Raw genomic sequence first — 12,406 nt, forward strand, 5'->3', positions numbered from 1 at the left:
GGCCACCTCATGAACACTACTGGCAGACAGGCACTCTTCAATCAATGATTGCTTGAGCGCTAGGTTGTATTTCGTCATGGAACACTCTCCCGAGGGGGCAGGTGTCCAACATTCGGGGGGCAGTTCACGTCAGGGCGGAACCCTAAGCGGCCGTTACCGCAGCAATGGATATACACACAATCCAACGGTGTCGACTGTCAGGCCGCCTTCGCGAGCAAGCCCGCTCCCACAGTTGGATCGCGGGGTGTCTGGTAGATAAGCGTTGCCGCTATCGCAGGCAAGCCAGCTCCCTCATTCAGACCCGGCTAGCCTTGAGGCCCGGCACGATGGCCCGAGGCTTACGAAACACCAGCACATTCCCCAGCATCACCAGCACAAGCCCCATCAACGCCGGCGCCGTCCACTGGTAGCCCTCGGCGAATGCGGACACATTCAACGCCACCACCGGAAACAGCACCGTGCAATACGCCGCTTTCTCCGGCCCCATGCGGCCCACCAGAGTGAGGTAAGCGGTAAAACCAATCACCGAGCCCGGGATCACCAGGTACCACAGCGCACCGATATACCGTGCACTCCAGTCCATCTCGAAGGGAATGCCACGCACCGCGCAATAGGTCGCCAGCATCGCCGCCCCATAGGCCATGCCCCAAGCATTGGTGGTCAGCGGCTTGAGCCCGGCCTTCTGTTGCAGGCTGGACAGCAGGTTGCCCGCCGAGAAGCACAGCGTGCCCAGCAGCGCCAAGCCCAGGCCCAGCAAGGTTTGCGGGCTGGCGGTATGCCCAACCAGCTCCGGCCAGAACAAAAAGCCCAGCCCCAGCAGCCCAAGCGCGCCGCCCATCAGCACGTTGCGCGCCACCCGCTGGCCGAAAAACACCCGGGCATTGAGCGCGTTCCACAAGGTCGCCGTGGAAAACACCACCGCCACCAGGCCACTGGGGATCCATTGGCTGGCGGTGAGAAAGCACATGAAGTTGACGCAGAACAGGCACAGCCCCTGCGCCAGGCAGATCAGGTGCCCGCGCCGGTTCATCGCCTGCAACTTGCGGCTGAGCAGCAACAGCACGAACAGCACCAGGGCGGCCAAGCCGAAGCGATAGACAATCGACACAGGAATCGCCACCACGCCCAACTGCCATTTGAGGGCGATCCAGGTGGTGCCCCAGATGAGCACCGTGAGTAGATACAGGAAAAGATTCATAGCCGGCTCCGTCGATTGAGCCACAGTGTGGCCTTCACCCCCTCGCAGGCTCTTGCACATTCTTGCGCTTTTGTCGGGCGATGGGCTCACAGCGCCAGCGGTGGAGCGTAGGATGCAAAGTGTCGGAGAACACACCATGCCAGAGCTGCAATCGCTGCACGTCTTCCAAGCCCTCAACCGCTCGCCCCACGCGCGCCTGCAAGCCTGCGCCGAGCTCGGTGACGGATTGGCTGCGGCCGTGTGGAGCAACCACCATGACGCCCAGGATTACCAGGCCCCCAGCCATCACACCTTGTCCTGCTACATCGGCGGCGGCACGGGCACCTTTCGGCGTGATCAGCCGGGCCTCAAGGGTGGCCCCGACAAACTGTGCATCCTGCCGGCCGAGCATCAGTCGGCCTGGGTGATCAATGGCGATATTCGCCTGGCCCACCTGTATTTCAGCCCGGAACAATTTGCCCTCGGCTGCGTCACCCTGCTGGACCGTGAGCCACGGGAGTTGCAATTGCGTGAGGGCACCTTCCTTGAAGACCCCTTCCAGGCCCGGCGTTTTCACCAGTTGGTCAGCCTCAACTGGCACGAGCCCGGCGAGCGACTGCTGACGAGCAGCCTGGCCCATGAACTGCTCAGCCATACCTTGCTCAGCCAGGTCGGCGCCCGCGAAGGCTTGCGCTTGAAAGGCGGTTTGGCCGCGCACCAACGGCGGCGGTTGGTGGAGTACATCGACCAGCATAGGGAAGACGCCATCAGCCTCGGCCAATTGGCCGCCATGTGTGCGCTGTCCGAATACCATTTCGCCCGGATGTTCCGCCAGAGCTTCGGTGTGCCGCCCCATCAGTACCTGCTGGCACGGCGTCTGGCGCGAGCGCAAAACCTGCTGCGCAGCAGTGCTTTAGCGATCAGTGAGGTGGCCTTGCTGTGCGGTTTTTCCAGCGCCAGCCATTTCAACCAGCGTTTTCGCCACGCCATGGGCGCCACGCCGAGCCAATACCGCCAGGCATTCTGCGCCTAGACCATCAAGCCCAACGTCTTCGCCTTGGCCACCGCCTGGGTGCGTCGCTCTACCCCGAGTTTGCTGTGGATACGCCGCGCATGCGTCTTGACGGTGTGCAGGGAGATATACAGGCGATCAGCGATTTCCAAGTTGGAGTTGCCGAGCGCGATCAGTTGCAGCACCTCCAGTTCACGCTGGCTCAGCGGGTTCTGCGCCGCCCCGGCAGGCGCGGCCTGGGGCTCCAGGCCCAGCTCGCTTAAAAGCCCCGGCGCGCGCAAACGCAACTCGCGGACCGCCTGCTGCACCTGGCAGCGCTCCGCCAGCGCCAAGCCAGCTTGCAGCGACCGGCGCGCCAACGCCGGGTCGCCGAGTTGCCAGGTCACTTCACCCACCACCAGGTGCAATTCGGTTTCCAGGCACAGCATGCCGCGTTGCCGTGAGGTGTCGAGCAAGGCATTGAGCCGTGCGATGGGTTGCTCGGCACAGCCCAGCTTGACCTCGGCCAGCACCAGCAAATATTCCAGGCGCGGGATCAGTTCCAAGGTGGCCGGCGGTGCCTGCTTGGCGCAAGGCCCGCGAAAGTGGCGCAACACCCGGCGCACGGCTTGCACCGTCAATTCGGCGCGGCCTTGCTGCAACCAGAAGTGCCCGCTGACCAACAGCAGTACCGCGCGGTACACCGTGTCGGGCACATGGCGCTGCTGCATCAGGCGCTCGGCGTCGCGCAATTGAATGAACGCCTGGGCGTAGTCGCCACGATTGGCAGCCAACAGCGCCAGGCCCAGAAAGCCATACAGCACGCGCTTGTCCTGGCTCTGCTGGCACATGCTCAAGCCAGCCTCGAAACATTCGGCGGCCAGGCCGTCCTGGCCCTGACGCAAGGCCAGATGCCCGCGCCGCAGGACAATACGCCCCACCAACGGCCCGGCGGTGAGCCGTTGCCCGGCCAACATCGCTTGCACCGTTTCCAACAGGCTTTGCGCCCGGTACGGCGCGCCACGCTGTTCCAACAACTGGGCGTGATCCAACTCCAGCAGGGCCTCCAATACCAGCGAACCGTGGGACCGAGCCAGGCACAGCGCTTCACGGTTCAAACGTTGGGCGGCCTCCAACTCACCGCGCAGCAAGGCTTGCTGGGTCAGGCCCGACAGGCACATCAGACGCGATGTCCAGGCGCTGTCGGGCAGCGCTTGCAGGGCTTCAAGAAAATGCTCGCTGGAGCGTTCAGCATCGCCGCTCAAATGCAGCAACCAGCCCCATTGCGCCTGCCAGCGCGCCAGCAGATAGCGTTGCGCGGCGGCCGTCGGTTGCGGGGCAAAGCGGGCCAGTTGCTCGATGCACAAGGCTGCCTGTTCGAAGCGCCCGGCAAACAACAACGCGGCCGTGAGCAGCCCCACCAACTGCGCCGAGCCCAACATCAGTTCATCGCCCTGCTGTTCATGCAGGCGCAACAGCAGCACGGCGTTCTGCTGGCGAAACAGGTCCTCGAAACTGAAGTGCTGCAACAGGTTCACCGCCACTTCATATTCCTGCGCCAGCAATGCCTGCTCGAAGGCGGCTTGCCAGTCGCGCTCGGCGCTGAACCATTGGCAGGCGCGGCGGTGCCACGAACGCTTGGCCGGCCAGGGTTCGTCGCGCAGCAGTCGCGTCAGCGGTGCAAACACCTGCAGCCAGTCGCCGGTGCCTTCCCAGGGCTGGATAAATGCACCGAGTGCTTGTAGCTCGCGCAGGTACTGTTCGCCGTCACCATGGCCGAACAGGTGTTCACACAAGCCTGGGTTGAAGCGTGGCAGGTGGGCCAATACGTGCCAGGCTTCGACCAATGGCGTCGGCAAGGTACTGAAGAGTTCGTGTTGCAGGTAATCCAGCAAGGTCTTGTCGGGGTGGTTATCGCCCAGCGCGGCGATGCGTACACCGGCACACCAACCGCCGCTGAACTGCATCACGCTGTCACCGCTCTGCCCTGGGGCGAGCAGTGCCTGGACCTCCGCAACGTTGAACGACAACTCACTGCATTCCAGCAATTCGTCCTCCAGCAACAGGCGCGGCCAGTTGCACACCGGGCGCCGCCGCGCACCCAGCCACCACGTCAGTTGCGCACTGCTGGCGCTGAGCAGACGGTCGAGCAACGCGTCCAATTCGGGGGCCGGCAGGCGGCAGAAATCATCCAGAAACAGCCACACAGGCTTGGGCCAGTGGCTGAGGTCGAGCAATAAGGTGGCTTCATCGACAAACACCAGGCCCAGGTGCTGCGCCAGCCGTGTGCACAACTCCAACGGGCTGAGTGCTGCGCCATGGAGCGGCACCCAATGAACCTGGCACCCCGCCGGCGCCTGCAGTGCACACTCGGCGAGCAGTGCACTCTTGCCACTGCCAGCGGGCGCGCACAGCAACTTCACACGCGCCTGCGCCGCGAGCAAAGGCTGTGACAAGCGCGGACGCAACAGGTGGTGGGCGGACAGCCGTGGCATGCATCCAGGACGGTCCAGGCAGCGGGTCATGGCGGTCATTGCTGCATCCTGCTGTTTTTATTGTTGCGTCACCCTAGACCTGTGGTTGGCGGTTGTTGAAGAAGTATTCAGCGGGGTGATTGAAGACCATAAAAATCGCGGTGGACACCATTCGGTGTGGGAGCTGGGTTACCTGGAATGGCCATCGGTATCTACACCACTTCGGTACGACGCTGATCTAGCTGACGCGCCGCAGTCCAAATGTGGGAGCTGGCTTGCCTGCGAAGGCGGCCTAACAGTCAACACAGTTGGACCGGGTACATATCCGTTATTTAGGTAACGGCCACTTAGGGTTCCGCCCTGACGGCGGCTCACTTTCGAAAAGCGCGAAAGTAAGCAAAGCGCTCTTGCCCCACCACTCGGCACCTCGCTTAGGCTCGGTGTGCCCGTAATCCGCCAGTGATTTGGGGGGCCGCCGCCACGCGCCATCCATGGCGCGGGGCGGCTAAACCGGCATCCCTGCCGGTTTACCCCCCAAATCCCTGTCGAATTCCGGCCAGCGTGGTTTAACGGGGCGCCTAAGATCAAAAGCAGATCAAGATCAAGAGCGGCTCGCTTCACATCGTGGTTACCGTTGATTGCGACAGCGTTGATACCTATGGCTAATGCAGGCAAGCCAGCTCCCACATTTTCAACCTCACTTCGATGCGGAGTCAGCGAACGCCCTCCGTCCTCAGTGCCGCCGGGGTGTAGTCCGCCGCCTTGGCCGCGAAGCCGAACACGAAACTGCTTTTCTCTTCGTTCTTCATGCCTAGCGCGATGTAGCGCCCGGCAATCAGGTCGTACAGGGTTTCCACGGTGTAGGCCGGTACCTGGTGGTCGTAGTAGAACTGCGCATGGCCTTCGGCGACGCGCCACAGTTGGCCGCGGCCGTCGTAGTGGTCCACCAGCGCGACTTGCCAGCTGTCTTCGTCGATGTACATGTGGCGCTTGGCGTAGATGTGCCGCTCGCTGGGTTTGACGGTGCCGACCACTTCCCACACGCGGTGCAGTTCGTAACGGGTCAGGTCCTGGTTGATGTGCCCGGCCTTGATGATGTCGTCGTACTTGAGGCTCGGCGAGTCGAGCTTGTAGCTGTTGTAGGGAATGTACATCTCCTTCTTGCCCACCAGTTTCCAGTCATAACGGTCGGGCGCGCCGGAGAACATGTCGAAGTTGTCGGTGGTGCGCAGGCCGTCGGAGGCGGTGCCTGGGCCGTCGTAGGACACCTGCGGCGCACGCCGCACCCGGCGCTGGCCGGCGTTGTAGATCCAGGCCAGGCGCGGTTCCTTCACCTGGTCGAGGGTTTCATGCACCAGCAGCACGTTGCCCGCCAACCGCGCCGGGGCGGTGACCGACTGCTTGAAATAGCTGAGCACGTTGGCAGCCTTGGCCGGGTCGATATCCGGGATGGCTTGCGGCACCGCCACTTCCTCTTCGAAACGGATCGGCGTGTAGCTGCCATTGGTCTGGGGCGTGGCCTGGGTGATGATGCGCCGCAGGTTGCCGCCGTGGTAACGGGTGATGTGGTTCCACAGCACCTCCACACCATTCTTCGGGATGGGGAACGCGTAGTAACGGTTGCCGGTGAAGTTCTCCAGGCCGTTGCCATCGTTGATCGCCTTCACATTCACGGCGCTGCGCTTGATCGACTCGTAAATGTCCGCCGGCAAGTTGACCGTGCGGTGGCTGGGGTATACCGGGATTTTGTAGGTTTCTGGGTAGCGCTTGAACATCTCCACTTGGCCGTCGGAGAGTTTGTCCTTGTACTTGTCCACCGTGGCGGCGGTGATCACGAACAGCGGTTTTTCGTTGGCGAAGGGGTCAGCCAGGAAGCCCTTGCTGTCCACTGCGCCGGCGTTTTTCGGGATACCGCCGGTCCAGGCCGGGATCGAGCCGTCGGCGTTGCCGGCTTTTTCGGCGCCGACCGGGGTGAGGGTAGTGCCGAGCTTGGCGGCTTCTTCGGGCGATACCGCCGCCATTACGTTGGCGGCCAATACGCTCAGGGCCAACACTGCAATCATCTTACGCATAGGGTCTTGTCCTTCTTTTAAGCCAGATCAGAAGTTCACGCCGAAGCTGAGGGCGAGGAAGTCGCGGTCGGTCAGGGTGTTGTAGTCACCGCCAAAAAAATCCGTGTAGCTCAGGCTTGCGGTGTAGGTGCTGCGATAGTCCGCATCCACGCCGACGCTGATGGCCTTGGCGCCTTTGTTGAACAGGCCGTTAAGGGCCGTAGCCCGCGACGTCATGGGACCAGGACAGGTTGGGCTTGAGGTTCACACCGGCAATGGCGTTGTTGTAGTCAAGGATCGCCCGCGCCCGGTAGCCCCACGAGGTGGAGGTGACAAAACCGTCGGTGTCACCTTGAAAACCATAGGCGCCGTATACCGAGTCTCGGCCGTAGCGCAGCTTGCTTTTGTCTTCCAGGCCCGCGACGTGCACCACCGCCGCTTCGCCCACCAGGGTCAGGCGCTCGGCGCCCAGTACCTGGTCGAAGAACTGAGTCATGGTGCTCTGGATCTGGGTGATTTCCTTGCGGCGGTAGCCTTTGTTGTCGTCGCCGAAATTGCTGCGGATGGGTGAAGCAAGTTGGCCCGCGATGGGATTGACCAGGGCCAGGGTCAGGTCAGTGGTGTTGAGCTGCACCGGCGCATTGGGCCGATAGCTGATCTCACCGGTCCACGCCGTACCCGTGGGCAAGGTGGTGGAGAAACTGGCGCCGAACAGGCGAATGTCTTCCGGGTAATCCAGGTAGTACTGGCCACGGCCAAGCATGGTGCTTTGCGCCAAACCAGCACCGGAGCCGGGCGCCAGGGCGTTGGCGGTGTTGATGATGCGCCCGATGGTGGCCAGGTTGGTATTGGCAGTCAGAGTGCCAACGGTCGGTGTGCGGCTGTGGTAGTTCATGAAGTACAGGCCGTATTCAGTGTCATCGCCCAGCCAGCGCAGGGCCGCGCCGAACTGGCCGGAGTCGCGCGCATCGCGGTCACCGGCACGCCGTACAATCACGCCTTCATTGGTCACGCCAAACCCTTGACCAAAGGCAGCGGCCACCGGTTGCAGCGGTCGGATCGCCGGGCTGCCCACGGTGTAGTTATTGGTGCAGCCATCCGCCGCCACGTCCCCGCCGAAGAAGGTGCCGCAGTTGTCGAGCACCGTCTGGTCCCATTCCAGCTGGTAGAAACCCTCGACGGTCAGTTGATTGGTCAGGCTCTGGGAGGCAAACAGCATGTTCACCGGGATCAAGCCTTCCTTGATCTCGGCACCGGGCCTGCGGAACGCCGACACGTCGATCGGGTTGATGCTGTTGATGGAATTACCGATGAAGGTACTTTCGCCCCAACTGACCACCTGCTTGCCGGCGCGCACGGTGCCGGGCAGGTCGCCCAGGGAGTAGTTGTGGTAGACGAAGGCATCGAGGATCTGCGCACCGCTGGATTTGGCGCCTTCCTTGCGGTTGTGGTCGCTGATGGGCTTGAACTCGCGGTCTTCGTCCTTGAGTTCAAAGTCGTACCAATACTTGCCACGCACGAATACGCCGGTGTCGCCGTACTTCAACTCAAGGTCGTGCAGCCCCTTGAAGATCTTGGAGAAGGTCTCGCCCTTCTTGAAATTGAGGCGCCCGTCATCCCCGGTGGACGCCTGGCCCGTCCCGCCATTGACGGTGCCGACCAGGCTTTTATCGGCATCGCGCATGCCCCAACTGGCGCCGACCGACAGCGAAGAGTCGAATTGCCCCTCGATCTCGCCGATGTTGAACGAAACAGCCTGCGCCTGGGCACAGCAGCCCAGCGCAACCGCAGTGGCCAGCGCCTGTGGCGTGAAGATGGCGCGCATTATTGTTTTTGTCATGCGTCTTCCCCGGTGAGTGACAGAAGGCCCCACCCTACTGCCGCCCTTGAGGAGCGATAAGCGCACCAAGGAGGTATTCGTGTTGTCGCTCGAAAGGATGAAGGGGCTCTCTGGCCGGGCGTTGGCCTCGTGGCATGCATGCGATGGATGAAGGGTTATCAGAAGAATCGATGACGCCTTGTAATTATTGCCGATCCGGTAATAGTCCTTGTCCCGATTTGCTATTACTCATTCTGTTACAACCGATTATTCTTGCCTGGCTTTCAGGGCAAAGAGCCCGCTCCCGCATCAGGGAGAAAAGCTGATTTATAGCGGATTGATCCAGTAATCAGTCTGTTCTCGGTGTTCACTGACGTTGATTTGTCGCTCCTTGATCCAACGTCTTACTTCGGCCGCTGCCTATGCAGCGGCCTTTTTTATGCCAAAAATAAAACGGGGCGTCATCGACGCCCCGTGGGATTCATTGATTTACCGGCAATGATCAGAGGCTGAACTTCTGCAAGTTGGCCATCATTTCCTTCAACGCCTCGATGTTGTCCTTGGGGTGCGCAGCCCCTTCAAAGTCGCAGATCTGCTGCCAGTGCGCGGCCACATCTTCCGGCGAAAAACCGGCCTCGGGATCAAAACCCACACCCAGACTACGCTCCCAGCGGGTCTTGCCGATCCAGCCGCCACCCACTTCAAACAAGCCTGCGGTTTCCTCACAGGCTTCACTGCCCAGGTACACCACCAGCGGGCTGACCAGTTCTGGCTTGAGCCGCTCGAACACTTGCGGCGGGATCAGCCCTTCGGTCATACGCGTGCCACCGGTAGGAGCAATCGCGTTGACCAGGATGTTGTTCTTGCGCCCTTCCAGCGCCAGCGTGCGGGTCAGGCCATACAGGCCCAACTTGGCCATGCCGTAGTTGGACTGGCCGAAGTTGCCGTAGATACCGGACGTCGACGCCGTGAAGATCACCCGGCCATAACCCTGCTCGCGCAAATGCGGCCAGGCGGCGCGGGTGACTTTGTAGGCGCCTTCGACATGCACCCGGTAAACCAGATCCCAGTCGCTGTCATCCATTTTATGGAAGGTCTTGTCGCGCAGGATCCCGGCGTTGTTGACTACCACGTCGACCCGGCCGAAAACATCCAAGGCGTTCTGTACGATTTTGTCGCCGTCGGTGACGGAGTCATGGTTGGCTTCGGCAATGCCGCCCGCCGCGCGAATCTGCGCCACCACCCGGTCGGCCGCCGAGGCATTGGCGCCCTCGCCTTGGGTTGAGCCACCCAGGTCGTTGACCAGCACTTTGGCCCCGTGCTTGGCGAACAGCAGCGCATGGGCCTGGCCCAAGCCACCACCGGCGCCGGTGACGATCACGACCTTATCCTGGAACTGCACTGACTCACTCATACCGAACTCCGCTGGCGACAATGGGAATAGGCAGAGTGTCACGCAGGCAGCCTTTGGTCACAATAAAGACGTCCAGGGCTGAATGGTGCCTGATAAGGCAGCGGGATGATGCGCAGGCTCAGGAATAGGCCGCACGCGGTGAAGGCTGGCCGATGCGCTCACGAAACGCCTGGTAGTGCCTGAGTACCTGGACCGGCGCCTCGATCTGCGGGTAGTGGCCGATATTGACCAGCCTTATCGTGTCGGGCTTGGGCACCAGTTGGCGATAGCGCTCGACCATATGGGCACCGGAAATCGGGTCTACTTCGCCGTCGATCACCCGCAACGGCACTTCGCCTTGCTGCATGGCCGCCAGCCAACGCTCGCGCAGGCGACGGCGTTGGGGAATGTAGGCGATGAGTTTGTGCAGAATACGCGGGCCGTCGTTGCAACTGATCAAACTCCAGAAATCATCCAGCACACTTTCACTGGGTCGCGTCTGGGGGCCGAAGATCTGGTTGAAACTGCTGGCCAAGGCATTGCGCCCAAAGGCACGACCGATCATCCAGCCCAGAGGGCTGAGCAATAGCTTTTGCACCAGCGCCGGCCGATGGGTTTCCGGAAACAGCCCGCCGTTGAGAAATACACAACTCGCCATCTGGAACTGCCCCTCGTAATGCCGGGCCAATAACTCTTGGGCGACGCTGTCGCCATAGTCATGGGCCAACACATGCACCGGCTGCTCTACGCGCAGGTGCTCAAGCAGCGCCTGTTGCAAGTCGGCCTGTTCCAGCAGGCAATAGTCGTGGTTCAAGGGTTTGGCCGAGTCGCCAAAGCCGAGCATGTCGCAGGCAATTACCAGGTTGCGCTGGGCCAGGGGCTGCCACAGGTAATGCCAGTCCCAGCTGGCCGTGGGGAAACCATGAATCAGCAGCAACGGCTCACCCTGCCCGGCCACCCAATACCGCACGGTGTGGCCACGAAAGACGAAGTCCTGGCCGCGCTTGCGCCAGGCTCTGAGCGGTATCTCGGCGAGTGGCATCAGCTTTTATACCCGGGGTCCTGTTGGTCCAATTTGCGCAGCAGTGCCGGCCAGGCCAGCGCACCGCCCATACCTTGGGCGCTTTTTGTGACAGCTGCCACCATCGCCTTGGCACCGGCGAGAATCTGCGGCTCGATTGCGATCAACTCGGTGCCGCCGCTCTGGGCCAGTACCTGGATCTCGCAAGCGCGCTGGAAGGTGAACATCATCAGGAAGGTATCGGCGATGCTGCCGGCGCAGGTCAGCAGGCCGTGGTTGTGCAGCATCAGGAAATTGTTCTGGCCCAAATCCGCTTGCAGGCGGGCCTTTTCCTCGTGATTGAGCGCCACGCCCTCATAGGCGTGATAGCCAAGGCTCGACAGCACGAACAGCGATTGCTGGCTGATGGGCAATACGCCCTGCTTTTGCGCACATACCGCCACACCCGCAGCGGTGTGGGTATGCAGCACGCAGGTCACATCGTGGCGCACTTCGTGGATGGCGCTGTGGATGGTGTAGCCCGCCGGGTTGATCTCGTAGGGGCTGTCCATTTGCTTATTGCCGGCCTGGTCAACCTTGACCAGGCTCGACGCGGTGATCTCGTGGAACATCAGCCCATAGGGGTTGATCAGGAAATCTTCAGTGCCCGGCACCTTCGCCGAAATATGCGTGAAGATCAGGTCATCCCAGCCGTGCATGGCCACCAGCCGATAACAGGCCGCCAGGTCCACGCGGGTTTGCCATTCGGCGGCGCTGACCTGGGCTTTGACGTTTTGTGGCGATGGAGCAGGGGCTAGGCTCATGGCAATGACCTCCTTGGCGCACTTCTTATTGTGTCTAAAGTGAGAGCCAGTCTAGTCAGACGCCGAGGCGCAAGGAGTTTCCTTGGCAGCCAGCTTGATGACTGAGCGAGTCAGTCATGAGAATAGTACAGATATGGGTCAAACAAGCGCCGTCAATAACGGCGCTCTCGGGTATTCAACCGCGCAGCGCAGTGACCAACTCGCCCAGCCAAGGCTCGGCATCAGCTTCCGGAGTAACGCTTTCACTGGCGTCCAGGCGCAGCATTGGCAGCACTTCGTGGACACCCAGTTCGGCGAACAATTCGCGCATTTGTTCACCGCCGCCACAGAAGGTATCGCCGTAGCTGGCGTCGCCCAGGCCGATGACTGCACCTGGCAGGCCGCGCCAGGCGGCGGGCAGTTGGTCGCGAATGGTCGAATACAGCGGTTGCAGATTGTCGGGCAGCTCGCCCATGCCGGTGGTCGAGGTCACCGCAAGGAATGCCTCGGGAGCAAAGGCCTGCACGTCTGCCAGCGTGGCACGAGGGTTGTGCCAGGCGTTGAAACCTGCGTCCTTGAGGATTTCTTGCGCGTGGCGAGCGACTTCTTCAGCCGTACCGTAGACCGAGCCGGAGAGGATGGCGACTTTCATCAATCTGATCCTGTAGTTGAGTGAAAGCGTGGGATATTAGCAGCCT

General features: G+C 61.6%; 8 protein-coding genes and 1 pseudogene. 1 reads left to right on the top strand and 8 read right to left on the bottom strand.

Annotation, left to right across the window (positions count from 1 at the left end):
* Positions 1–295 precede the first annotated feature (295 nt).
* On the bottom strand, positions 296–1,198 hold the full coding sequence (locus tag MF6394_RS28195; RefSeq protein ID WP_047711745.1) for a DMT family transporter: 903 nt from the start codon (positions 1,196–1,198) through the stop codon (positions 296–298).
* Positions 1,199–1,334: 136 nt separating this feature from the next.
* Between MF6394_RS28195 and MF6394_RS28200 the strand changes: the two genes are divergently transcribed.
* On the top strand, positions 1,335–2,210 hold the full coding sequence (locus MF6394_RS28200) for a helix-turn-helix domain-containing protein (RefSeq protein ID WP_044268336.1): 876 nt from the start codon (positions 1,335–1,337) through the stop codon (positions 2,208–2,210).
* Here MF6394_RS28200 and MF6394_RS28205 read toward each other — a convergent pair.
* The 7 genes and pseudogenes from MF6394_RS28205 to MF6394_RS28240 all read right to left on the bottom strand — a co-directional run bounded on the left by MF6394_RS28205 (position 2,207) and on the right by MF6394_RS28240 (position 12,360).
* Positions 2,207–4,702 carry a LuxR C-terminal-related transcriptional regulator gene (locus tag MF6394_RS28205; protein ID WP_078468011.1) on the bottom strand — a complete coding sequence of 832 codons (2,496 nt, stop codon included), beginning with the start codon at positions 4,700–4,702 and terminating at the stop codon, positions 2,207–2,209. The genes MF6394_RS28200 and MF6394_RS28205 overlap by 4 nt on opposite strands.
* 653 nt (positions 4,703–5,355) lie before the next feature.
* Positions 5,356–6,714: a DUF1329 domain-containing protein gene (locus tag MF6394_RS28215; RefSeq protein ID WP_078468012.1), complete on the bottom strand. Its 1,359-nt coding sequence runs from the start codon at positions 6,712–6,714 to the stop codon at positions 5,356–5,358.
* A gap of 27 nt (positions 6,715–6,741) precedes the next feature.
* Positions 6,742–8,533: pseudogene (locus MF6394_RS28220) on the bottom strand (DUF1302 domain-containing protein).
* A 481-nt stretch (positions 8,534–9,014) separates the two neighbouring features.
* A complete protein-coding gene (locus tag MF6394_RS28225; protein ID WP_044268345.1) occupies positions 9,015–9,926 on the bottom strand; it encodes an SDR family oxidoreductase in 912 nt (303 codons plus the stop codon).
* A 118-nt stretch (positions 9,927–10,044) separates the two neighbouring features.
* Positions 10,045–10,947, bottom strand: a complete 903-nt coding sequence (locus MF6394_RS28230) for an alpha/beta fold hydrolase (protein WP_078468013.1) — start codon at positions 10,945–10,947, stop codon at positions 10,045–10,047.
* Positions 10,947–11,729, bottom strand: a complete 783-nt coding sequence (locus MF6394_RS28235; protein WP_044268349.1) for a class II aldolase/adducin family protein — start codon at positions 11,727–11,729, stop codon at positions 10,947–10,949. Before MF6394_RS28235 ends, MF6394_RS28230 begins: the two co-directional genes overlap by 1 nt.
* A 175-nt stretch (positions 11,730–11,904) precedes the next feature.
* Positions 11,905–12,360: a flavodoxin gene (locus MF6394_RS28240; protein WP_044268352.1), complete on the bottom strand. Its 456-nt coding sequence runs from the start codon at positions 12,358–12,360 to the stop codon at positions 11,905–11,907.
* Between the last annotated feature and the right edge of the window lie 46 nt (positions 12,361–12,406).

The sequence above is a fragment of the Pseudomonas sp. MF6394 genome (assembly GCF_002018845.1).
Lineage (GTDB): Bacteria > Pseudomonadota > Gammaproteobacteria > Pseudomonadales > Pseudomonadaceae > Aquipseudomonas > Aquipseudomonas lactis.